Below are 23,405 nucleotides of genomic sequence, written 5' to 3' on the forward strand. Positions count from 1 at the left end.
CCAAAGTTGGCTTGGCCGCTATCGGCCAAAAGCGGACATGCACCGCAACTGACATAACAGGTAATACAGCCACAGCGAAACCGTTAGCTGCAATTTTAAGCTAGGTCTAAATCTCAGTCATCACTAGTCTGCTCGCCCGCTATCAACGGCCTTGACCTTCGAAGCAATGCTACCAAACTGAATTAATACCTATACACCAAGTGATCATAATTACCATCGATAAATTCAGCTTCAACACCAAACAGGCCCCCAATTTCTTTTAACGCACAGAGAACGTCTTGTTGAATCCTCTGCATGCTTCTTTCTGAAAAATCGTGCTGGAACTTTGCTGCAAAACTGAACCCTATATAAACTACCGGATCCTTATAATGAACAAGATAGTTACGCATATCAAAAAGATCCTGAATGCCAGCTCTCCAACTTGAATCCCCATAAGGCAATCGAGAGATTTTGTACAATTTTTTAAGCTTGTCTATTGTGTTTCCAGAGCTTCTTTCATCCTCTTCTTTAGCAATTGGGTGAGCATGCCAGACCAAATTTACAAATGCCTCAAATGCAATGGCCCAGCCAAGAATAGCTTCAATACAGAGCGCTATAGTTTCATCATCTTCAAACCCTGGACCTTTAAAGAAATAAGGCTTTCCAGACTCTGGCACGGAATCAGGAACCTTAACCATCTTCTTCTTAGCTTCATCAAAACAATTGTTTGCTCTCTTTAGCATGAGTTGTTCAACATTGAGCCTGTATCCATATGTCATATATTTCACTACGCTTCAAAGGTTCATTAAGCTGCCTTTTTTCGGCCACGAGCGGATATTTAGGCGACACTGATTAATGCCTAGCATAAAGGCAGTTTGTGGAGCAGAGGGAACCGCAATTTACTAAACATATAGGCAATTGATTTCTTATGTAAATCCATTCTCATTCCTTGCAGCTAACATCACACCTAAATAACCAGCGCAGCTTTGCTGCGTCCAGCGCCGAAGGCGCGAAACCGATTAATTTGTTAGCTCACTCAAACCGTTTTAGATATTTCAGAGGCTGCGCTATGCCGACCTTCTCTTCCAGCTTCTTCTTCACCAACACTAATAATATCTTGTAAAACACCAGCAAAGCTGCGAGGATTTTTGTTTAAGTGAATGCCAACAAATGTTCCCTTAAAAGGCAACTCCGCATCAACTTTATTGCCATTTTCACATGTTAACTTTCTTACCCCGCTTCCTACACAAAACCAACCAAAGCTATTTCCTAACTCAGACAGAACATATAAGCCAAATCCCGAATTTTTATATATATTTTCTTTTTCAGACATATTCTGAGTACGCGTAATACCTGGTTTTATAGCCTCTCTCAGCGCATTTTCTTCCTTTAATTCATATGCGGTGCGAAGGGTTTTGTGAACCCCACAACCTTCATCAATTAATGCTATTTCAGAATGACCATTTACCCATCGTTGTCCACATATGAAACATGAGTCTGAACCAGAGTGTTCCAAAGCATTTCTAATCACTTCGCGAATTGAATAACTAAAACCTTTTTTGGCTTCTCCATTGTCTTCACCGGCTAAAACATTAGCTAACCCATCAGATAGAAAAACGATTGCATCGATCAACTCCTCGCCCGTCTCAGCAATAGATTCATCTAACTCTGCACGTCTTATTTCTCGAATAGGCAAATATCTAGTATTTCCTTTTGCAACACCTACGTTCTTTCCAACATCTTTCATACCAGCGTAATCAAAAAAACCGAGATGCATTAAATAAGAGTGAGCATTATTTTTTTCTGTAATACCTGATTTAGTAGTTCTTAAACCTAATTCACGGCGCCTACTTATCCACCTGCGGAAATAACTTCCCGCAACAAGCATTGCCATTGGTTTGGAGAATTCTAAAGGAGAGAAGTCAACGTTCACATTGTCTACAGTTTGACTTTGCGAAAGATCTTCCTGCAGTTTACCTAGAGAAGAAGGTTGAAATTGACGTGGCAATCTAATTTCCATATTTTAAATCTCACCCTATGCTTAACTAATACCTAAATCCGTGAAGCCGACACAGACCGGCTAGTGCCGTTTCTTGTGGCGTTGGTCGACGTTGACAGCCTGTTTTGCCCTGCATTTCAACCGATCGAGCACGCTGACTCAGGCTAACAGCACCCGTTAGCCCAGGAATGCGCTGCCTTGCCCAATAAACGGTCAGCATGGCGACCTTTTGGGATAACGCAGTCGGGTGCGCAGGGTGTTGAGCACCGTCATCCGCCCAACAGTTTACTTTTTAAAGTTGCAAAAAATGATGAGCACTAATAAAAGCATTTCTACCAGTTAGGGCAGATTCCTGCGTATTAAAATCAACTGTTGTCGTTCGACCTTTCACGATCATTCCTATTACCTGATGAAAATCATTTATTACAGGCCCGCCACTATAACCTGCTCCTATTTCAGCATCTACCTCATAATTATCAACTGTCGAAATATTTACATGTGATGTTATAGATGTTTTGAGAACACTTACAGTAGTGTGTCCAGCCATATTATCAGGAAAGCCCACCAGTGAAACCTGGTAACCAGGAAACATTTCTTCTTTATGATATATATCTAAGCTTTGAAATATTTTATTAGGATTATCAACAAATTCTAGCTCAACTATATCTCGATGCTTACATTGCTTCGCTACTTTCATTAAATATTTAACACTGCGTTCATTTATCCTCGAAATGTAACAATACTCGGCGTCATCAGCTTTACTAAAAACGTGTGAACAGGTTAAAACTTTTTGATCTTTAACCATAAAAGCTGTGCCTTGGATAGACTCAGCTTCTTCAGTAACGTTTTGAACTCCTTCGAAATCCAGAATCCAAACACATTCTTGGAGCTCTCTCTGCTTTGCAATGTCTCTGTATTTTTGATCGGTATTAACAAGCTTAGAAGTTCGCGTAGGAAGCTTTTTCTTCAAAGGAAGTCTATTGAATTTTTTTGCAAGCATTTGATATACGGTAGAGTCTACTCCCTTAATCATACCTATAAAATTAATTCTACCGGCCACTACTTTTTCAAGCCTTTTTGGTTCTTTTTCAGGAAATTTTTCCCAAAAAACTACATTGGCAGCGTCAATATCACCAGACAACGCATGAATCATAGCCTTAGTTGTTCTTATATACCGTCGATCAACATTAACTTTTTTATTGACTTTCAGTCCTGTAACAATTTGACGGGACCGAGAAAATTCACCACGCGTTTTTTGTTTATTTAAATAAAATCCACTTTTTTCTACAATGTTAATGAATTCATTAGATGGTTGAAAAGCACCTTCTGTGGAAGAGCACACACCTTTAAAGTTATTGTTTCTAAAAGAGAAAGTTATATCGTCAGCATAGCGTGTATAGAAAGCGTGATTCTTTTTAGCAAGCAACGACAATCGACGATCAAGCTGCCGACTTATCATATTTGATATTACGGGTGATGTAGGAGCACCTTGAGGAATAGATCCATTCAAGCAACAGATTGTAGCAATAATTTGAGAGGTGTCTGAACGTAGGTTATATGGGGGAGCAGAAAGCAACCCCCTTACTCGACCGAAATTTATATGGCCATAAAAATCAGTAAGGTCAACATTAAACACTAACGCTTTATTCACATGGGGACTAGCATTATAAAAGATCCCCCGATTCTTAATAAATGCTGTAGCGGCCGGGTGAGGAGTATATAAATCTTCGAGCAATGGCTTCAGGTTATTTTGAAGGTATTTTAATCTCTTATCTGGGGCAGCAATAGCGCGCACACCGCCAGATTTCTTTGCAATCTTAAAGGTAGTATAAAGATTATTCGGTCTAACTTTATAAACTGTAAAGCATAGATTTGGGTAAGTAGTTCCTAGTAGTGTAGATAGCTGCCTAGGTGTCGTATTAGTGTCTAGCATCAAGGCCGCCTTCGAGGTTTCACTTTACGCTATTCGAGATGCAACCGTAGACACTGAGGATACCATTTTAAGCTCACAGTGGCAGAGCTGCGATTAAGGTGCTAACTTCGTTGTCAATCAGCGGCATTTGTCTCCGCCAAGATTAACCCCCGTTAGGCGGCATCAACAAGTTAGCACCACCAAATATAAGATTCAATATATTTTCGAAAAAATAAGCGCTTACAATTAATCTGGTTAAATATTTTGCACTTCTTTTTCTTCCTATCCTTTCCTATAAGATGGGTTTTGAAAATCCATCGAGCGTGATATGTGATACAAGTATTAAGCTACTCACCTTATAGCTGGATATAACGCTTTAGCATGTTTATCCACAAACTCCAGTCTAAAACACTCTATGTTATTGATGTAAATAACATAATTTAAGCTGGATTACATATCCAAAATTCTAACGCCTGCTGCATTTCCAACAATGTCTGCTAAGGGTCGAAAGGCGTCATTCGCTCACTTCCTTATAAAAAGCTACCCTACCCGCAATAGCTTCCATGCCTTCCATCGGCTCCTCATAACTCCAAGCAACATCCCAATGCTCACCCAGCGAGAAAGTCACCGTATGCCCTTTGAATGGGCAATACGTGGTGGTTTCTGAAACGGTGAGTAAGTCCATCCGCACATCTTCGCGTGGGAAGTAGTGGCGTGGCGGGTAGCCGCGTTCGCGGAGTTCAATCGTATTGGTGGCGTCGGCGATTAAGGTGCCATCAACCTGCGCCTGCACGCGTTGGCTAATAGGGTGAAGCTCAATGCGTGAGGCATTTGGCATTAGGTTGTTCCCTGCGGCGCTTTTTTCGCTCTAGTAAAATTAGCCTAGCAGCTAAATTTGTTTAAGCCCACCGCAAAGGAGTAACACTTTAGGCTACGGGGTTGACCTGGATCAGGGTTGTGGAATTACTGGCTTACTGCCTGCTCTATATGTTGGTGCCTACTTCATCGCGAGCTGAAGCTCCCTCCTACAAAATATCGTGCCACTGCTCTATTGTAGGAGGCCACTTCTAGTGGGCGATGGCGGCGTAGCCGCCCTTAGCCAGCTCTATCATCATCGAAGTGTAGAACCAAAGCTGAAGCCCCCTTATACAACCAGGGTCAGTTTGGGTGGATAAACATGTTTCACGGGTGCCTCATTCGCTCGTTCCTCACGAGATTCGTTACCACGCGCTACTTAACTCATTGAATAGGAAAGTTTTGTAGCGTGGTGTAAGCGTTAGCGCACCCGCGGAGGTCGGGAGTAGCGGCGATGGGCGTCGTTCCGCCGCCTGCCGCGGGTGCCTCATTCGCTCGTTCCTCACGAGATTCGTTACCACGCGCTACTTAACGCATTGAATAGGAAGGTTTTGTAGCGCGGTGTAAGCGTTAGCGCACCCGCGGAGGTCGGGAGTAGCGGCGATGGGCCTCGTTCCGCCGCCTGCCGCGGGTGCCTCATTCGCTCGTTCCTCGCGAGATTCGTTACCACGCGCTACACGTTGTTTTACTTAGTGAAGCTGTTCAAAGACGTCGGGGTGTTGCTCAGTAATTCGCAACAGAGCAACTGCCGGGCCTTGAGGCTCTCTGCGGCCTTGTTCCCAGTCCTGAAGTGTACGTATGCTGACCCCAAGAAGACCTGCAAAGGCTGATTGCGATAGATTCAGTTTATGCCGAATTAATTGTCATCTATTCAGGCTTTCTTCACAAACTGGGCGGTGACCATCATGTCGCCAGCGCCATCGACCTTGCAATCGAGCTGGTGGTCTTTGCCTTCCTTAAGCCGCTTGATAACGGCCTTGGTGCCAATCTTAAGCACGATTGAGCTGCCTTTGACCTTGAGGTCTTTGATTAGCGTTACCTTATCGCCTTCAGCAAGCAGGGTGCCATTGGCATCTTTCACCGTGACGGTGTCTTCCGCTTCAACCTCGGAAGGGTTCCATTCGTGGGCACATTCTGGGCAGATGAACAGGCTTTGATCCTGGTAGACGAAGTCAGAGTGGCAATTGGGGCAAGGTGGGCATGACATGGAAGGTGGCTTCTGTGGTTGGGTTGGCTACTTATGATACTGAGCCTTTGCAGCCTTGGCGAATGCCTACCCCCTTGTGCGGAAGCCATGGCTAGTTAACACCACTCCCAATGGTGCGTATTGTTACCTGAGTGAAAACGCTAGGCCATTTTTTGCCAATGCGTTACCTCTTGAATACTGGATAAGTCGTCGTGTTCTAGCTGCTCTGCTTTGTAAAGATCCCAGCGCATTTGTAAATTCATCCAAAAATCGGCTGAAACGCCAAAGAAACGCGCCAGTCTCAACGCCGTACTGGGTGTTACACCGCGCTTTTTATTCACTAGCTCATTGAAGCGGATGCTGTGCTGTCCGAGCCTGTCGCCTGATAGCGCTTCGAGTCGGTTGCCTGGCGGCACCTTTAGTTCCTCAAGCCTCTGCCTCTGCACTGAGTCCAGCAAGTCGAGTTTCCGTGATGCGATCTTCCTATAGAGACGATGGGCAAAGCTTACGAGCCGCCTTGGTGTGCTCTCCATTGAATAAGTCTTCTACCACTTTGTCTTTGAAATTTACGATCATTAATACGCAATAGCACGGAACCCATGCTATTCAAGCCGATTAAGATTGATGCGCTTTTCTAAAACTTGCTAGCTCACCGCTGAGCTGATTGAGCAGCTCACACGCTTAGCCAGCCAGTGAGCATTCGATGAATACTTTTACATCAGCCCTAACGCGGCGGCTTTACACGGGCAGTTGGGCGAGCGCGATAGCGGGCAGTGTGCACACCAGCACTTTATTGACCTAGTAGCGGTGGCTACGTGTTCATATTGGCATGGTGCTGCAATCGCTATTCGCTTATCCGCGCCTTGCCTCCTAGACTGAAAGCTCATTTCTTTTGAGTTACCGACCTATGCGTGTGTTTTCTAATCCGGTCGGTGCCGGTTCACTGTGGTTTGATAATTTGGTGACCGCCGACGGCGTTCCTGTGGCTTACGACCCGCAGGCGCGCGCCTTTCTACCGATGCCGCCCTTCTGCGCTAACCGAGAAGTGATTGGCTGCAACTGGATTGCCCCTAAGCAGGGTGAATTCTGTCGTGCCTGCGCGATGACCGCCCTTGCCCCCGACCCTTCTATTTCAGACGCCATGCCTAACTGGGCGCAAACCGAAGCCGCAAAGCGCTGGGTAATTGATAACCTGGGCCGCTGGAACTGGTTTCGCCCGGAAGACCCTGGTGCGCCACCGGTGTTTCATATGTTGGCGGAAGGCGGAACGCCGGTACCCATGGGGCATGTGGGTGGCGTGGTAACCATCAGCGTGGCGGAAGCAGATGCGGTGCTGCGGACAACGCGCAAAGAGGCGTTGGATGAGCCATACCGCACGATGATTGGCCACATGCGCCATGAAATTGCCCATATGCTGTGGTGGCGGCTAAGTTTGCGGGATGACTTTCTTGATGCGTTTCGTGAAATGTTTGGCGATGAGCGGGAGGATTATCCCGCCGCGTTGCAGCACTATTACCACAATGGCCCGCCTGCGGATTGGCGGCAGCGGTTTCTATCTACCTATGCGTCCTCCCACCCTCACGAAGATTGGGCGGAAACCACCTCTCACCTGCTGCACTTAACCGATATCACCGATAGCTTTGTGACGGCGGGCATGACCTCTCCGGCGTTGCCCAACACCTATGGCTGGGATGCGTATGCCGAACCCGATGCTGAGCGCTTGATTCACATTGCGGCATCCTTAGTTGCCGGTGTTAACCATGTGAACCGTTCGATGGGGCTTTCGGATCTGTATCCGTTTGTGCTTTCCGACGCGGCGATGCGCAAGCTAGCGTTTGTCCACGATTGGCTACGGCGCGGTGCTCAGGGGCTTTAATTCGCATTGACAACAAGCCCTAGGAACAAGCAGCGCTTTACCCAGGGCCTGCGATCCATCAACGCGTTAGCTTAGCTGCAACGCTTCAACCACCGCCGCTACCCTTTTCCGCGCATCGCCTTGCAGCGTTTGAAGCGGCAGGGGCAAACAAGGCTGGCTTACTTTGCCGGTAAGTTCTGCAATGGTAGCGGCCACCCGCAGGCTGCCGCCGTAGTCACGATAAAGTGCCCATAACGGTTCAAGTGCCACGGACAGTGCGCAGGCCTGTTTTACGTCTTTCGCTTGGGCGGCACGGGTTAGCGCCAGCGCAGTCTCTGGGTATAGCCCACCAATCACCGAGTACCAGGCATCGCAGCCAGCCAGCATTCCCGTGGCGGCGGCTGGGTCGCCGCTAATGCCGATGGTTACGTCGCTGGGAATTAACCCACGCAGCCGTGCCACGCGCGCCTGTGCGGCGGCTATGTCATTCTGTACAGGGGGTATTTTAATCGAGTGAACCTGGGGTAGCTGGGCGATGCGCCCATGCAGTTCATCGCTAAATTCAAAGTGCGTAGTGCCTGGGTTGTCATAGACACATAGCGGCACGCTCAGCGAACGACAAACCGTCTCGAAAAGGCTAAACACCTCATCATCGGTGAGCTTTTGATAGGAAACCGGTGCCAGAAGCACGCCGCTAGCGCCTGCTTGCTGGGCGTTTTCTGCATGGGTTAGTACATCACGGGTGCGTAATGCGCCTATACCCACCACCACTGGTACGTCAGCAGCATGCTCAACGCAAAGCTTGGCAACGCGGGCACGCTCTTCACCACTTAAATAAGCGTAGTTGCCCGTCGAGCCCAGCACGCCGATTGAGTCCACCCTAGCCTCCACCAAGCGCTCCACCAAACGAGTGAACTCATACTCATGAATACCTTGCTCGTTCATGGGGGTTAGCGGAAACGCGCTCAGGCCAGTGAACATGATGGAGAATCCTTGTGAAATGTCTGCCCTATTAAAAAGCTTTATACGCCCCTGGATACTAGCAGCTGACTTCGGATTGTGTGTTCGTGTGGGTCTCAGCTAGCAACAGCGTAACCTAACGAGACTGCTTGATAACCAGTTCAATCGTTTGCTTTACGTACGCGTACATTACCGGACAAGTGCTGGCTCTGGGGCCTGCCACGTTAAGCACGTTAATGTGGCGATCATGCACAAAGTCGGCTATCAGCATTGCTGCGTGAAGCGGATCGATCAACTCTATATCAATCAGTTTATAAGGCTTTGATTGCTGAATGCAAAAGAGTGCTGTGGCCTCTGTTCCCCCTTGAAGATAAGACGCATAGAAGATGGCAGTACCATCCGCATCTTGTACATTTTTCTTAGTACGTTGGCGGTATCCACCGCCAGTTTCTTCAAGTAAGTAGACGCTACTGATCGGTCCATCTTCGGCCATTCTGCCAACGGGGCAGGTTCCACCAATGGGGAAGTCTAATGTTAATGCAGCGTCTAGTGCCGCCCTATCAGCGCCTGTTTGGCCGCCGCTTATAATTTTAGTCAACATAAAAGTGGCTATATATCTCTGATCGCGTGGCAAACACATCGCCACACGGTATTAGGAAGTAAAAGTGAAAGGGCTAAAACCTACTGACCAAAGCCAATGCTTAAGCGCAGCGCTTGAAGGCCATCGAACTCGACGTTGACGTCGTCAGAAAATACCGGGTGGCCGTAAACCACCATGTCCACTGCTGCCTGCGAGCCACGGTAGCTAACAGTTACGCTGAGGTCTGCAGAGGTGGTAATCGGTGCAAGCAGGCCATACTCAACCTTATCAACGCTCAACGACGATAGGCCGCGGGCATCTAACTGATGCTGCACTTCTTGTTTTACAACGACGCCGTAATAGAAATAGATACCCGCATAGCCAAGAGCCAGCAGTAAGATCAGTGAAAAGAGCTTTCCCATTCGTTTCCCTCGGGGTGATGAAATCCTTGTAGTTGCCGCTTTTAGCAGACAGCCGCGAGCGCTGATAATGCCTGCGGTAGTAAGTAGCCACAAGCATTGAAAAATGAACATTATTTACAAACAAAAGAGAAAAGTTCTAATGGTGAGGTGTCGGTAGTTGGTGAAGAGTAGTTGATGAAGAGCAGGCGCTGCTGGCCTGCTCTCTTAACGTATCGTTCTTTTTACTCTGCCTGTATCAATCTGCTTGTATCAACAGACTTGTGGCTCACTCGCTGTGCGGCATGCCCTGATACTCTCAGCCAACTCTTTGACTAAACCATGCACGCGCTCAACGGCGTCGTCAGGCGTGTTGGCATGCTCAATACAGTCAACCAGCGCGGAGCCGACCACCACTGCATCGCTAAAGCGGCCAATGGTGGCTGCTTGCTCGGCGGTACGAATGCCAAAACCAACGGCAATGGGTAGCTCGGTGTGCTCGCGCAATTGGCCAACTGCGCTTTCCAACCGCGCAGGCGTGGGGGCATTGCCACCGGTAACCCCCGCAACGGAGACGTAATAAATAAATCCAGAGGCGTTACTCAACACTTTGGGCAGCCGTTTAGCATCCGTGGTCGGGGTTGCTAAGCGAATAAAATCAATGCCGTGTTGCGCCGCTGGCTGGCAGAGTTCTTCATCATGCTCGGGGGGTAAATCCACCACAATCAGGCCATCTACCCCTGCACGGGCGGCATCCGCTAGAAAGCGCTCAACGCCATAACAGTAAATCGGATTGTAGTAGCCCATCAACACGATCGGCGTGGTGCTATTTTGTTCGCGGAAACGGCGCACCATGTCTAGCGTCTTGGCTTGCGTTTGGCCGCCTTCAAGTGCACGCAGCGCGGCTTTTTGAATGGCGGGGCCATCGGCCATGGGGTCACTGAACGGCATACCAAGCTCGATGATATCTACCCCGGCTTCTGGCAACCCATGTAGCAAGCGGCGCGAAGTCTCAGCATTTGGGTCACCTGCCGTCAGGTAGCTGACCAACGCTGGGCGATGTTGCTGTTTGAGCGCCGCAAAGCAGTGTTCAAGGCGAGAAGAGTGGTTCATAGCTGGCTCCTTGTGCGCGCTCATAGGTGTTTAACGCCGAATTTGTCGCCCAGGTGATGGGCCACGCTCATCATGTCCTTATCGCCACGACCGCTTAGGTTAATCACCATTAGGTGCTCGCGTGGCAACGTTGGCGCACGCTTGGCGACTTCGGCCAGGGCGTGTGCGGTTTCAAGGGCAGGAATAATGCCTTCTTGGCGGCAGCAGATCTGAAAGGCTTCCAGCGCTTCGTCGTCGGTGGCGGAGACGTACTCTACCCGCCCCTGCTCATGAAGCCATGCGTGCTCTGGGCCAATGCCGGGATAATCCAACCCCGCTGAAATTGAGTGGGCATCAATAATCTGGCCATCTTCATTCTGCAGCAGGTAGGTGCGGTTGCCGTGCAGCACCCCTGGCGTGCCGCCATTCAGGCTGGCTGCATGCAGGCCGCTTTTAACCCCTTTTCCGCCGGCCTCTACGCCAATCATCTTCACATCTGGATCGTTGATGAAGGGATAGAACAGCCCCATGGCGTTAGAACCACCGCCGACACAAGCGACCAGTGAATCCGGCAAGCGGCCCTGCTTTTCAAGCATTTGACTGCGGGTTTCATGACCAATCACCGCTTGGAAGTCGCGCACCATGGCGGGGTACGGGTGCGGCCCAGCCACGGTACCAATAATGTAGAAGGTGTCGTCGACATTGGTTACCCAGTCGCGCAGCGCTTCGTTCATGGCGTCTTTTAGGGTGCCGGTGCCTGATGTGACCGGCACGATTTCTGCCCCCAACAGTTTCATACGAAAAACATTGGGCTGCTGACGTTCGATGTCGGTTGCGCCCATATAGATAACGCAAGGCAAGCCAAAGCGCGCGGCTACCGTGGCGGTGGCCACCCCGTGCATACCAGCGCCGGTTTCGGCAATAATGCGTTTTTTGCCCATCTGCTTGGCTAAGAGCACTTGGCCGATGCAGTTGTTAATCTTATGTGCGCCGGTGTGGTTTAACTCTTCACGCTTAAGGTAAATACTCGCCCCGCCGAAATGCTCGGTCAGACGTTCAGCAAAATAAAGCGGGCTTGGCCGCCCCACATAGTCCCCTTGAAAATAGGCGAGCTGGCGCTGGAACTCGGGGTCTTTTTTCGCGGCGGCGTATTCGTCTTGCAGCTCTAGAATGAGCGGCATGAGTGTTTCAGCGACAAAGCGGCCGCCGAAGCTGCCAAATAGCCCGTTGGCATCGGGCAGATTCACGAATTGGTTCATCACGACCTCTAAGTGCAATATGAGAATTGGTAATGCATCGAAGGTAGCGCAGGCAGGCGGGGATAAAAATCGATAAGATGTCATTAATAGGTGAGTTTTAGTCAACTGTTAAGTCATTTTCAACATTACTGGATACGCCATGCAGAACAGCATGCCGCCGCTTAGCGCCCTGCGCGCTTTTGAAGCCACCGCCCGTTTGGGCAGCGTGACCGCCGCCGCTGATGAGCTAAACGTTACTCATGGCGCGGTTAGTCGCCAGTTAAAAAGCCTGGATGAACATTTTGGTGTGGCGCTCTTTGCTAAAGCTGGCCGCGGGTTGGTACTGACGCATCACGGTGAGCAGTTGCAGAGCGGCGTGGGCGAAGCATTCAGCCGCCTACGTGACAGTTGCGCAGCGCTCAAGCATGAGGTGGAAGAAGCATCCTTTACCCTGGCCTGCCCAGGCAGCCTGTTAGCACGCTGGCTAATACCTCGGCTAGATCGCCTTCACCGTGACCTACCTGAGCTAAAACTACAGGTGGTGGTGAGTGATACTGAGCAACCCGGTAAGCCTACTGATGCCAGCGCTACCTTGGCGTTTACGGAGCCGCCCTGGCCTGCCGATATAGAGGTTATACCACTGATGTCCGAACAGATTTGTGCAGTGGCAAGCCCGGCGCTGGCAGCACACATCGACCCTACTAGACCGGAATCGCTGTTTGCCAACACGCTGTTGGTAACCGCTTCACGGCCCCAGGCGTGGCCGCAGTGGGCCAGTGCTAAAGGGTTGGAGCAAGGTGCATTGAAGGACGCTCTTCAGCAGGGCCAAAGCTTTGCTCATCTTTATTATTTGATTGAAGCAGCCGTGGCCGGTTTGGGGATCGCCATCGCGCCAACACTGTTAGTAGAGGATGAGTTGAGCAGCGGGCGGCTGATTGCCCCATGGGGCAGTATCGAAACGTCCGCGCGGCTCTGCCTGCTGCTACCTAAACACGCCAACCTTCGCCGCAGCGAGCCACTGGCAGAGTGGTTTAAGCAGGCGCTTAAAGGGTGAGACCGGCGCCTTGCTGGGAGGCTGCGCCTCCATTCGCGGGTGCCTCATTTGCTCGTCCCTCACAAGATTCGTTACGCCGCGCTACAGAACCCAAGCCATTGAATTTTAATATGTCGTAGCGCGGCGTAAGCGTCAGCGCACCCGCGGGGGCGGCTACATAAATGCTGTCTGTTGAAAACTATCCCTAGCAATTACTGCGGCATGCCATGCTTTGAGCTGTGGGTACGCTTCCTGCCAGTGCACTTCTGGCAGCCTGAAGGCCAAATAATCTAGCGCTACAGCGATAGCGATTTCCCCAAGAGTCATCGACGGCGTCAGTTGACTTTCGTTTAGCTCGCTGCCGAGTTGCTGAATGATGCGTTGCATCGCCCGTTGGCGTCTGCGCCCAAGCTCACTTTGATCAATCTCAGGGCCATGGTGTTTTCTAGCAATCACCGTAGTGAAAGCGGCGTCCATAAGGTTTTGGCCAAGCCCCGCCAGGTGCATTACATCAGCCAAGCGTGATGGGGGCATCATCGGCACGCTGGGGCTGATGCTATCAAGATAAACAGCGATCAGCATCGATTCGCTCAGCGTTGTACCATCGTTCGTCACTAGCGCAGGAATTCGCCCGGCGGGATTAACGTCCAGCAACGCTTGGTCATCTGCCCAAGGGTCGCACCAGCGCAAGGTAACGTCACCTGCCAGACCTTTTTCCAGCAATATAATCCGCGCGAGGCGCGCATAGGGTGACGTGGCGTTCAGGAAGAGTTGCATTACTGTCTCCGTTTTTGACCTAAAAAAGGAACGTGGCGCTGCTCCACACCACGACTAAGCAGCACCAGTACAAAGCCACCTATCAACACTACACTGCTAATCAAAAATAGCGGCAAGTACGTACCCCACGCCACATATAGCCCAGACATCACGTAACCAGAAAACGCCTGAGCCGCAGCGAAAGCAGCCGTCGCTTGCCCCCAGAGTTTTTTGTGGGCTCCTGGGCCAACTAACTCAGCAAGTCGACCAGACGTTAGCGCCACAATGCCAGGGATCATCGCGCCCACCACGAACGATGAAACTGACTGGCTAAGCAGCGCGAGCGAAAAGACAGGCAGAGATACAGCGGCCGCCTTGGCTAAAAACGCGAGGGTTAAACCACGATGCCAGCCCACTTTTCGCGCTAACGCTCCTACTACCAGTGGCCCGCACACAGCGCCCAAGCCGAAAATCCCCCACTGAAGAGACGCTGCTTGATGCCCTAAGGCATTTTCTCGGGCGAGATAGTCCACCCAAAATACGGTATGGGGAACAAACCCGATGGCGTCCAGGGCATACGCACCGATCACCAATAGCACGGCGACGTTTACCGCTGCATACCCGTTCTGGCTCGCCGCCCCTTCGTTACCTGTCACCGGCGGTAAGGACACCCGAGTAACACCGCGGTCACCTACCAACCCCGCCACGATGCATAGCAGGCCAAGCGCGCCCCAAGTAGCGGTTAGGCTGAACTCCAGCAGCATAGGTACTACCGATGCTGAAAGCAGCGCACCGAGCCCAATGCCAGTGAAAACCAGGGCACCGACACCGGCTCGTCTTTCCGGGGGCGTTGCCGATAGAGCCATCGATGGGCCAACCACCATCAGAATAGCGCCAGCCATACCTGAGACTAATCGCCAAAAGAAGAACCAACTAAAAATGCCAGCCCCCGCACATAGAAAAAAGCTTAGCGCGATCGCCACGAAACATGCTCCCATCACCGCGCGAACAGGAAAGCGTTCACTCAAGGAGTGAGCAATCAATGCACCGATAAAGTAACCAAGAAGATTGGCAGCCCCCAGGTAAGCCCCTTGGCTGGCGGTAAACCACCCCTCTTGAATCAGCGCCGGTAATAGCGGTGTGTAGGCAAAGCGGGCAATGCCGATGCCTGCCAAGGTAGCCATTACGCCGGTCACCAGAGCAGGCAAATCTTTGCTGTTGATCATATCGTGTCCTTACTGAATCGCTGTGTGGAAAGTGTGGCGTCGGGCGTATTTGCTAGTAGCCTACTCACACCAACAATTCTTTAGAAACGATTTATAATGATAATAGCTATCTTATTTAGAGATAGCAGAAGCTTGGGGGAGATGGGAATGCAATTGAAATCGTTGCGGCTGTTTAAGGCGGTGGCAGAGACAGGCAGTTTTATGGCCGCTGCGAAGCAATTACACACGGTGCAATCTAACGTGACCACGCATATCAAAAAGCTGGAGGAAGAGTTAGGCGCGCAGCTGGTTCATCGCGCTGGTGGCGTGCGCCTTACCTCTGCCGGGCGGGCATTACTGGGTTACGCCGAACGGTTGTTAGCGGTACATGACGAAGCGTTAGCGCTATTTCAAAATGCAGAGAACGCTGCTGGCCAGCTGCGCTTAGGATCGATGGAAACTACCATGGCGCTGCGTCTTCCCCCAATACTGGCGGCCTATCATGCCAACTTTCCAGAAGTGGATATAACGCTGGCGACAGGCCCCACCGCCAGCTTGATCGAGAAACTTATGGTCGGTCAGGCGGATGGCATTTTTGTGGCAGGCGCTGTCGACCATCATCGCTACCATTCGCTCAAGGTGTTTAGCGAACAACTTGTACTGGTAAGCTCAACCCCTATGACCAGTGTACCCAGCGCTGAAGAGCTGCTGACAGCTACGTTTTTAGCATTTCGCCAGGGATGTAGCTATCGCCAACGTATTGAATTGCTGCTGGCATCTCAGGGAATTAATGCGGTGCGTGTTTTTGAATTTGGCACGCTAGATGCCATGCTTGGCTGCGTCGCGGCTGGGATGGGTTACACCGTGTTGCCACGTATTACTATTGAAGCCCACCGGCACCGCTTCGGCATTCACACGATGGAACTGCCCTCCGCCATTGCCAATATCGATACCTATTTTGTGACACCAGAACCCGCCTCTTGGTCACCCGCATTAGCGCGCTTTGTTGATACGCTACATCAGGAAGCTGGGCTATAGACTCGCCCTCACTCTTCATCTCATGTCTTTTGAGCAATCAAGTACGCGCCCCGTGCAACCATAGCCAATATCGGCGGGAGTCATCGGGGCCTTTTCAAGACGAGGTTACTGAACGATTTCCTCAATTGAGCGTTTGCCATCCAGCAATGTGTATTCCTGATTAATAATGCTCGCCGTTTGCACCACATGCAGCAGCGCATGCGCGACGTTAGCCCGTGAGATTTGGTTATCGCCCGCTTCATCCACTGAGCTAGCAAACTGGCGGCTGGCTGTTTCGTCGGTCAAGCGTCCTGGTTTAAGGATCACATGAGGGAGATCGCTGTTGCGTAAATGCGCATCGGCAGCGAATTTAGCAGCCATATAAGGACGCAGCTTTTCCGGTGCTTCCAACGGGTTTTCTGCTCTCATGGCACTAACCATAATATAGCGAGAGAGACCTTTTTGACTGGCCACATCCGCAGCGCGAATGGCACCAAAAAGATCAATCATCAACGTTTTATCTGGCCCGGTGTGAGGTCCAGACCCCGCAGTAAAGACAACTTGGTCGCAACCTTCAAAGGCATGTTCAAATTCACCTTCCAAATCGGCGACAACACTGTCAATGCCACGCTCGTTAAACCATGATGCTTGCTCTTCGCTTCGGATCATCGCTTTGACAGGCGTGCCTGCCTGCTGCGCCAGCTCGCAAAACTGTTTACCTATCTGGCCGTTTGCACCAATGACTAGCGTCGTCATGCCTATTTCTCCTTTTGAGTGTCCTCTATCCTTTAGTTGCAGGCATTTTTGTTGAATTCAACCTTTACTAAGGCGTTGTTTGTTGATGTTGCATTGACTTTAGCGCCTACCGATGAGGATAGACGACAAACGCTAGCTTGTTGCCGTCTGGGTCTCGCACGTAAGCTGAATAAAATCCTGCGCCATATTGCGGTCGATAACCAGGTGCACCTTCGTCGCTGCCGCCATTGTGAATGGCTAACTGATAGAGCGTATCGACCTCTTTAGGGTCAGCAAATTGAAACGCTGTCATGCTGCCATTGCCAGCGCTAGCTGGATAACCATTAAAGGGTAAACCCACAAAGAACCTCGGCACATCGACATCATCCGGGTCTCCAAACGACACACAGGCATCGTCTTGCCAGCACACATCTAGCTCCATCGTGCTGAACAACGGCGCATAAAAATGAAGTGCACGCTCGAGGTTATGCGTTCCCACCATTGTGTAAGCAATCATTGTGGCTACCTCTTATCGTCAATCTCCCTGTTTATCTGCTTATTTTATCTACGTCCTTTATTTACTTAAGTCAGATAAGCTCCGATCACGGGGTGACCAGTGAGAAAATAAATAGCCCTCCGGTCCCTACTCTCACATCGCAAAGCCACGCTTCTAGCTCGCCTAGAGTCAGGGCTATTGCCGAGTAGGTGACGAAAGCGTTTATTTAAGAATAGCGGATGTTGCACGGCGATAAGCGTTAAATGACATAGCCACTTATCAAAGCGTGCTGTTTTGTAATAAGGGCTACCCATTTGATATTTGCGTGGCGAGAGCTGTAGGATAATTGAACAATCATTCAATTAAGGAATTTCTATGCAACGTCATCCACTGATTGCTGCCGTGTCATTGGGTCTTTTTGCTGGTGCTGCTGCGTCCACTGCTACCGCAGAGACAACACCGCTAGAGCAACAGCTAAAGGATCTGGAATCGTTTCAGGTGATTGCCCATCGCGGTGCCAGCGGCCATGCGCCGGAAAGCACCATGGCAGCCTATGAGCTAGCCCATGAGTGGGGTGTGGATTACTTAGAGCTGGATGTTCAGCTCACCTCCGATGGCGAGTTAGTGATCTTTCACGATGATGCTATCGATCGCACAAGTGACGGCGAAGGCAAAATTAATGATTACACGCTAGAAGAACTCATGGCACTGGACACCGGTACGTGGTTCAACGAAGCCAATGCTGAAAAAGCTGATGCGGCCTTTGAAGGTGCACAAATACTTACCCTCGAAGCGCTATTTGAGCGCTTTGGTCACGATGCGCGTTACTACATTGAGACTAAATCTCCCCAGTTAAACCCAGGATTAGAAGAAGCCCTGGTTGAGACGCTTGAAAAGCACGAAATGATTGAAAATGGCCGTGTGCTAGTGCAATCGTTTGAACAAGATAGTCTGCTAAAAGTACGTGAGCTAAATAAACGTGTCCCGCTCATTCAGTTAGTGTGGTACTCGCCTAGCGAAGAAGATAATGATCGTTTAGTGGAGTGGACAGGCGTTACCCCAGGGCCAGCAGAGATTACTGATGAAGACTTTCAAGCTATTGCAGAGTACGCGGTGGGTATTGGCACTAACGTGACGTATAACGGCGAAGACGTTATTAATGCGAGCTTTATTCGCCAAGCTCAAGAAAACGGCCTTCCCGTGCACGTTTACACCATCAATGAAACTGATGAGATGAAGCGTTTGCAAGACTGGGGCGTCAACGGTTTGTTTACCGATTACGCTGACCGTCTTCTTGATATTTTATAACCCACGTATGGGCTCATTTACGACGTAGCCGGTTGTCTAAAATCCTGAACTGAAACGCTGGCGAATTTTTCTAAAAAAAACACCAGCGTTTCAGGATGCTGAAAGCGGCGTTCAAATGTCTCTTGACCATTTCTGCCTCGGCGTATCACCTTGGCATGATAGTGATCGCCTATTTTAGTGACATTAACACTATTTTCTTGCTCTCCTTCGCAATGAACAGCAGACAGAGGCGAAGCGCTATCGAGCAAGACTGTAAGCTGCTGCGCTGCATCCGCTTCTTGAGGTGTTGCCCATAGGGGCTGATCACGCTTGCCGTAATGGAATAGCACAATGACCAGCATGACTGAGAAGATACTGCTTGTTAACATCCAGGTTAAAGCGACATTAGACACCGGCATGGTAAAAATTACCAACAGCTGCCCTACGACCATAGCAGCCAGTACTAACGCTAATGGTTGCCACATGCGAGGGTTCATAAACCCACGTTTTAATATGTAACCCCACAGCCCTATTACAGCCAGTGCCCCCACTATAAGGTGGGCTGCAGCAAACGGTGTGCCCCCTCCTGAAAAAATGGCGATTAGCCCGATAAGTGGAAGTAAGCTGTAAAAAGCCGCTAGCAGGTAATAAGCGCGCTGAAGGTTCATCCATAGCTCCTTTTATTGTTATCGGCACTCATCTTGATATCCCACCAGTATAGATGAAGGCTGCAAACGTGCAGCGCAAGAAGGCTTGCCTTTTAAACGCCTTGCAGCAGGAGATGGTAGCCTCCTCGCGCTTGACCCGCTGGTTACTTCATTTCAAAGCCGCGCTTAACTAGAAAATCACGCATGTGGGGGCGCAATTTTGAATCGAAAAGCGGCGTTAGGTTATGTGACCAATCTGACACTTTATTGCCAGTACTGCGTGATTGGTAGTATGCCTTCATGGTGCTGTCAAAAGCGTCGACGTGATCGGTATCTTCACAATAAGTATCTTCTTTGAGGATGGCCTCTACCGGCAAACGCGGTTTGACCTCAGGCTCATGGGCTGGATAGCCAAGGCACATACCAAACACCGGATAGACATGGTCAGGCAGCTGCAATAGCTCACTAATCGCTTGAGGGTTGTTGCGGATACCACCGATATAACAAATACCCAGCCCTTCTGATTCCGCCGCTATCGCCACGTTTTGAGCCATCAAAGCCGTATCAACGGTGGCGACCAACAGCTGTTCGGTCATGCCTCGTTCTACGTTGGCGCCGGTACGTTTAGAGGCCTCTGTTGGGCGCTTCATATCAGCACAGAACACTAAAAACACCGCACTCCTTGCCACGTAACCTTGCCCACCAGCAAGCTCAGCAATTTTTTCACGATTAGCCGCATTCTTTACGTTAATCACTGTGTAGGCCTGTACATGACTCGATGTCGCCGCAGCCTGACCTGCCTTAATGAGTTCTAACAATAATCCGTGGGGTACTTCCTGATCAGTAAACTTGCGTATCGAACGGTGAGATTGAAGCAGTTTAATAACATCGTTCATTTCGTCTCGCCTCTTTATGCTTGATATAATGAATGTAAGTGCTAAAAATGCCCTCGCCTATTTCATTAGCGATGCACGTTAGCGGTTCGCTGCTTGTGCTCTTGAAATGCTTGTGCTGCTAAATTCAGGTTTAGCGCATGCTATTGATAGCAAGCTATACTAAATCAAGTCATTGGGTCACCCCCAACAAATACCGACGCTAGGAAGCCGATATGTCTAATGCCCCTCACATGCCGTCAGGGCAGGAATGGAATGCCAGCCACTATGCGCAACATGCGGGTTTTGTCCCAACGTTAGGTGACGATGTCATGAAGCTGCTAGCACCCCAGCCTGGACAGCGCATATTGGACCTTGGCTGTGGGGATGGCGCGCTCACCGAACGCATTATGCAAACAGGTGCTGATGTGCTCGGCGTCGATGCCTCAGAAAACATGGTGGCCGCTGCCCAGCAGCGCGGCGTCAACGCTCGGGTTGTCGATGGGCATCAGCTGCCTTTTGACCATGAGTTCGATGCAGTATTTAGCAATGCGGCGCTGCATTGGATGCTAGATCCTCAGACGGTGTTAGCAGGCATCAAGCGCGCGCTAAAGCCTGGCGGACGTTTTGTGGCAGAGTTTGGCGGGCACGGAAATGTTGCAGCTATTTGCACAGCGCTGATTGCCTCGCTTCAATTTCGCGGCATTAGCTCGCATGGACGCCACCCGTGGTATTTTCCAACCACTGAAGAGTATGCACACCTGCTTCAAACTGTTGGTTTTCAAGTTGATACAATCGAGCTGATACCCCGCCCTACCCCGCTACCTACCGGCGTAGCGGGCTGGCTCGAAACCTTTGCAAGCCCCTTTTTGCACGGGCTAGATGAAGATCTGCGCAACGCCATTATCGATAACACGATACAGCTGCTCGCTCACAGCTTAAGCGATGGTCAAGGTAACTGGACCGCTGACTATGTCAGGCTGCGTGTCTCGGCCCACGTGTAGTAGAACCTTCATCCGCCCTAAACAGGAAAAACCCACTGTTACGAACGGTGGGTTTTTCGTTATTAGAGCATTAATGTCGGTGCAAGCTGCTAGGCGGTATAGATATTAATACGAGTGTTGATATGGATGTTGATAACCACACTACGCCGTGGTGTTTTTCAACGTCGCCATATCAATAACAAAACGATAGCGCACGTCGCCTTTCTCCATACGCTCAAAGCCTTCATTGATATTATTGATATCCAACATCTCGATATCGCAGGTGATATTGTGCTCAGCACATAGCGCGAGCAGCTCTTCAGTCTCAGCGATACCACCAATCAGCGAACCGGCAACGACCCGGCGCTTGAACACTAAGTTAAACGCTTCGATAGCAGGCTCAATTGGCTCCAGCAGGCCAACAATAATATGTGTACCGTTGTACTTCAGCGATGCTAAGTAAGGGTTAAGATCATGCTGAACCGGAACGGTATCCAACATGAAGTCGAATGTTTCAGCGACGGCGTCCATCTGCGCTTGATCACTCGATACCACAACATGATCGGCTCCGTTACGCTTGGCTTCTTCCACTTTAGCGTCAGAACGAGTAAACACGGTCACTTCCGCACCCAGCGCTTTAGCTAGCTTAACGCCCATATGACCCAGGCCACCCATACCAATTACACCGATTTTGTGCCCCTTGCCAACGCCAAAGTGTTTAAGCGGCGAATAGGTGGTAATACCGGCACAAAGAATGGGCGCAGCGGATGCTAGGTCAATGCCATCGGGCATTTGCAACACAAAGTGCTCACTCACCACGATAGAGTCGGAGTAGCCGCCCTGGGTTAACGTACCGTCTTGGCGGTCTGGGCTACCGTAGGTCATGGTGAAGCCTTCTAGGCAGTACTGCTCCACGCCGTCTTTACAGGCAGAGCAAGTGCGGCACGAGTCTACCATGCAACCAACGCCCACTAAGTCGCCCGTTTTAAAGCGTGTCACATCCTCCCCTACGGCGGTCACACGGCCAACAATCTCATGCCCTGGCACCACAGGGTATTGGCTCATGCCCCAATCATTGCGTGCAAAGTGCAAATCACTATGGCAAACGCCACAGTAAAGAATATCGATGGCAACATCGTCTGAACGTGGTTCACGACGATCAAAGGCATACGGTGCGAGTGGTTTATCAGCGGAGAAGGCAGCGTAAGATTTTGCTTGGCTCATGGAGACTCCTTAATAGGTTTTCCGCGTAAGTGGGAAAGTGCCTTTATTATTCGCTGCTAAACGTTAGATAGCGATGAGCGAAGCTATGTTTTTTTTGCTTATTTCTCTATTTAACTGCAATAAAATAACAAAAAATCCCAAAAAAATATCATAATCGTCGTGTAATCCTGATTTCCAACCCAGTTAGGAGGCTTCATAGTGGCCAGTACTGCTCTCGCAGGCAATGCGCTCGCTGACTTGATCGCACCGCTAGTAAAACGTGATGGAATAAGCGTTTCTCGATTGTCCAGAGTGGGGGTGCTTTGCTTGGCACGACGTCAGGAACGTACTCCTTTGATGTACGAACCTAGCCTAATCATCATCGCCCAAGGCCGAAAAGTCGGCTACTTAGGTGATCGAGAGATTCACTACAACCCTGGCCACTATCTTGTGCAAACCCTGCCACTACCCTTTGAGTGTGAAACTCACGGCTCACCAGAAGCCCCCCTGCTAGGTATATCAGTGACATTGGACCCAGCATTACTGAGCGAAATGGTTACCGCCATGGGCAACATGAGCCTACCGTTCACTTCACCTAAACCGATGGCATCAGTTGCTATGAATGAGGGCATGCAGGCCGCTATGCTACGGCTAGCAAGCACGCTACATGATGATATTGAGTGTTCAACGATGGGGGAAGCGCGTATTCGAGATGTGGTGTTTGAGGCACTAAAAGGGGAACAAGGCCCAGCACTGCGGGCATTGGTTAAAGGGCACGGGCACTATTCGCGCATTGTTCAGGTGCTATCGCAGCTGCACAGACACTTTGCCGAGGACTTTACCGTTGATCAGTTAGCCCAGCAGGCCAATATGAGCATATCGACGTTTCATCAGCACTTTAAGCAAATTACGCGCTCGTCTCCCGCGCAGTACTTAAAGCGACTGCGCCTACTTAAAGCGCAGCAGCTTTTATTGCAAGATAGCCACAATGTGAACCAAGCTGCGCAGGCAGTCGGTTATCGCAGCGTTCCCCAATTCAGCAGGGATTATAAGCGCTACTTTGGCGCATCGCCGCTACAGCATAAACGCCAGGAGCAGGCGTTACGCGCCTAGACGC

26 protein-coding genes are annotated in these 23,405 nt (G+C 50.2%); 6 read left to right on the forward strand and 20 right to left on the reverse strand.

The window, feature by feature from the left end; translation table 11 throughout:
* Positions 1-182: 182 nt before the first annotated feature.
* The 8 genes from K1Y77_RS12095 to K1Y77_RS12130 all read right to left on the reverse strand — a co-directional run bounded on the left by K1Y77_RS12095 (position 183) and on the right by K1Y77_RS12130 (position 6,347).
* Positions 183-758 carry a hypothetical protein gene (locus K1Y77_RS12095; protein WP_264428718.1) on the reverse strand — a complete coding sequence of 192 codons (576 nt, stop codon included), beginning with the start codon at positions 756-758 and terminating at the stop codon, positions 183-185.
* 257 nt (positions 759-1,015) lie between these two features.
* Positions 1,016-1,987 carry an ATP-binding protein gene (locus K1Y77_RS12100; protein ID WP_264428720.1) on the reverse strand — a complete coding sequence of 324 codons (972 nt, stop codon included), beginning with the start codon at positions 1,985-1,987 and terminating at the stop codon, positions 1,016-1,018.
* Positions 1,988-2,270: 283 nt separating this feature from the next.
* The gene (locus K1Y77_RS12105; protein WP_264428722.1) at positions 2,271-3,911 is read right to left on the reverse strand and encodes a reverse transcriptase domain-containing protein; all 1,641 of its coding nucleotides are present in this window, start codon (positions 3,909-3,911) and stop codon (positions 2,271-2,273) included.
* Between the two features lie 493 nt (positions 3,912-4,404).
* Positions 4,405-4,728 (reverse strand): DUF427 domain-containing protein, encoded by a 324-nt coding sequence (locus K1Y77_RS12110; RefSeq protein WP_264428724.1) that lies wholly within the window; start codon positions 4,726-4,728, stop codon positions 4,405-4,407.
* A gap of 531 nt (positions 4,729-5,259) precedes the next feature.
* A complete protein-coding gene (locus tag K1Y77_RS12115; RefSeq protein WP_264428726.1) occupies positions 5,260-5,385 on the reverse strand; it encodes a hypothetical protein in 126 nt (41 codons plus the stop codon).
* A 49-nt stretch (positions 5,386-5,434) separates the two neighbouring features.
* Positions 5,435-5,602, reverse strand: a complete 168-nt coding sequence (locus K1Y77_RS12120; protein ID WP_320055286.1) for a helix-turn-helix domain-containing protein — start codon at positions 5,600-5,602, stop codon at positions 5,435-5,437.
* Between the two features lie 14 nt (positions 5,603-5,616).
* Positions 5,617-5,952 carry a zinc ribbon domain-containing protein YjdM gene (locus K1Y77_RS12125; protein WP_264428728.1) on the reverse strand — a complete coding sequence of 112 codons (336 nt, stop codon included), beginning with the start codon at positions 5,950-5,952 and terminating at the stop codon, positions 5,617-5,619.
* A 140-nt stretch (positions 5,953-6,092) separates the two neighbouring features.
* Complete coding sequence (locus K1Y77_RS12130) at positions 6,093-6,347, reverse strand: HigA family addiction module antitoxin (protein WP_264017797.1); 255 nt, start codon at positions 6,345-6,347, stop codon at positions 6,093-6,095.
* Positions 6,348-6,838: 491 nt separating this feature from the next.
* Here K1Y77_RS12130 and K1Y77_RS12135 point away from each other — a divergent pair, with 491 nt between their 5' ends.
* Positions 6,839-7,807, forward strand: a complete 969-nt coding sequence (locus K1Y77_RS12135; RefSeq protein ID WP_264428730.1) for a zinc-binding metallopeptidase family protein — start codon at positions 6,839-6,841, stop codon at positions 7,805-7,807.
* A 66-nt stretch (positions 7,808-7,873) separates the two neighbouring features.
* Here the strand turns inward: K1Y77_RS12135 and K1Y77_RS12140 are convergent, their stop codons facing one another.
* From K1Y77_RS12140 to trpB, 5 genes are all read right to left on the reverse strand, one after another.
* A complete protein-coding gene (locus K1Y77_RS12140) occupies positions 7,874-8,767 on the reverse strand; it encodes a dihydrodipicolinate synthase family protein (protein WP_264428731.1) in 894 nt (297 codons plus the stop codon).
* A 115-nt stretch (positions 8,768-8,882) separates the two neighbouring features.
* Positions 8,883-9,347 carry a putative molybdenum carrier protein gene (locus tag K1Y77_RS12145; RefSeq protein ID WP_264428733.1) on the reverse strand — a complete coding sequence of 155 codons (465 nt, stop codon included), beginning with the start codon at positions 9,345-9,347 and terminating at the stop codon, positions 8,883-8,885.
* An 80-nt stretch (positions 9,348-9,427) separates the two neighbouring features.
* Positions 9,428-9,748: a hypothetical protein gene (locus K1Y77_RS12150; protein ID WP_030073454.1), complete on the reverse strand. Its 321-nt coding sequence runs from the start codon at positions 9,746-9,748 to the stop codon at positions 9,428-9,430.
* Between the two features lie 249 nt (positions 9,749-9,997).
* The gene (gene trpA / locus K1Y77_RS12155) at positions 9,998-10,837 is read right to left on the reverse strand and encodes a tryptophan synthase subunit alpha (protein ID WP_264428735.1); all 840 of its coding nucleotides are present in this window, start codon (positions 10,835-10,837) and stop codon (positions 9,998-10,000) included.
* 20 nt (positions 10,838-10,857) lie between these two features.
* Positions 10,858-12,075: a tryptophan synthase subunit beta gene (gene trpB / locus K1Y77_RS12160; protein ID WP_264428736.1), complete on the reverse strand. Its 1,218-nt coding sequence runs from the start codon at positions 12,073-12,075 to the stop codon at positions 10,858-10,860.
* A gap of 139 nt (positions 12,076-12,214) precedes the next feature.
* Here trpB and K1Y77_RS12165 point away from each other — a divergent pair, with 139 nt between their 5' ends.
* Positions 12,215-13,108: a LysR family transcriptional regulator gene (locus K1Y77_RS12165; RefSeq protein ID WP_264428737.1), complete on the forward strand. Its 894-nt coding sequence runs from the start codon at positions 12,215-12,217 to the stop codon at positions 13,106-13,108.
* Between the two features lie 153 nt (positions 13,109-13,261).
* Here K1Y77_RS12165 and K1Y77_RS12170 read toward each other — a convergent pair whose 3' ends face one another.
* Together K1Y77_RS12170 and K1Y77_RS12175 are read right to left on the reverse strand one after the other, a co-directional pair.
* Positions 13,262-13,864 carry a glutathione S-transferase N-terminal domain-containing protein gene (locus K1Y77_RS12170; protein WP_264428738.1) on the reverse strand — a complete coding sequence of 201 codons (603 nt, stop codon included), beginning with the start codon at positions 13,862-13,864 and terminating at the stop codon, positions 13,262-13,264.
* Entirely contained in the window at positions 13,864-15,069 is a 1,206-nt protein-coding gene (locus tag K1Y77_RS12175) for a YbfB/YjiJ family MFS transporter (protein ID WP_030073464.1), read from the reverse strand. Before K1Y77_RS12175 ends, K1Y77_RS12170 begins: the two co-directional genes overlap by 1 nt.
* A 147-nt stretch (positions 15,070-15,216) precedes the next feature.
* Here K1Y77_RS12175 and K1Y77_RS12180 point away from each other — a divergent pair, with 147 nt between their 5' ends.
* Positions 15,217-16,086 (forward strand): LysR family transcriptional regulator, encoded by an 870-nt coding sequence (locus K1Y77_RS12180; RefSeq protein WP_030073465.1) that lies wholly within the window; start codon positions 15,217-15,219, stop codon positions 16,084-16,086.
* 105 nt (positions 16,087-16,191) lie between these two features.
* On the opposite strand, the gene K1Y77_RS12185 is transcribed toward K1Y77_RS12180, so the two are convergent.
* A complete protein-coding gene (locus tag K1Y77_RS12185; protein WP_030073466.1) occupies positions 16,192-16,821 on the reverse strand; it encodes an SDR family oxidoreductase in 630 nt (209 codons plus the stop codon).
* Between the two features lie 106 nt (positions 16,822-16,927).
* Positions 16,928-17,317, reverse strand: a complete 390-nt coding sequence (locus K1Y77_RS12190; protein ID WP_264428739.1) for a VOC family protein — start codon at positions 17,315-17,317, stop codon at positions 16,928-16,930.
* A gap of 354 nt (positions 17,318-17,671) precedes the next feature.
* Between K1Y77_RS12190 and K1Y77_RS12195 the strand changes: the two genes are divergently transcribed.
* Positions 17,672-18,604, forward strand: coding sequence for a glycerophosphodiester phosphodiesterase (locus K1Y77_RS12195; protein WP_264428741.1), 933 nt, complete (start codon positions 17,672-17,674; stop codon positions 18,602-18,604).
* Positions 18,605-18,621: 17 nt separating this feature from the next.
* On the opposite strand, the gene K1Y77_RS12200 is transcribed toward K1Y77_RS12195, so the two are convergent.
* Positions 18,622-19,251, reverse strand: coding sequence for a hypothetical protein (locus K1Y77_RS12200; protein ID WP_264428742.1), 630 nt, complete (start codon positions 19,249-19,251; stop codon positions 18,622-18,624).
* Positions 19,252-19,394: 143 nt separating this feature from the next.
* A complete protein-coding gene (gene nfsA / locus K1Y77_RS12205) occupies positions 19,395-20,126 on the reverse strand; it encodes an oxygen-insensitive NADPH nitroreductase (RefSeq protein ID WP_264428744.1) in 732 nt (243 codons plus the stop codon).
* A gap of 212 nt (positions 20,127-20,338) precedes the next feature.
* Between nfsA and K1Y77_RS12210 the strand changes: the two genes are divergently transcribed.
* Positions 20,339-21,106, forward strand: a complete 768-nt coding sequence (locus K1Y77_RS12210) for a class I SAM-dependent methyltransferase (protein ID WP_264428746.1) — start codon at positions 20,339-20,341, stop codon at positions 21,104-21,106.
* Positions 21,107-21,247: 141 nt separating this feature from the next.
* On the opposite strand, the gene K1Y77_RS12215 is transcribed toward K1Y77_RS12210, so the two are convergent.
* Complete coding sequence (locus K1Y77_RS12215; RefSeq protein ID WP_264428748.1) at positions 21,248-22,309, reverse strand: NAD(P)-dependent alcohol dehydrogenase; 1,062 nt, start codon at positions 22,307-22,309, stop codon at positions 21,248-21,250.
* Positions 22,310-22,507: 198 nt separating this feature from the next.
* Here K1Y77_RS12215 and K1Y77_RS12220 point away from each other — a divergent pair, with 198 nt between their 5' ends.
* Complete coding sequence (locus tag K1Y77_RS12220; RefSeq protein WP_264017789.1) at positions 22,508-23,401, forward strand: AraC family transcriptional regulator; 894 nt, start codon at positions 22,508-22,510, stop codon at positions 23,399-23,401.
* The last annotated feature ends 4 nt before the right edge of the window (positions 23,402-23,405 follow it).

It is taken from the genome of Halomonas qaidamensis (assembly GCF_025917315.1).
GTDB lineage: Bacteria > Pseudomonadota > Gammaproteobacteria > Pseudomonadales > Halomonadaceae > Vreelandella > Vreelandella qaidamensis.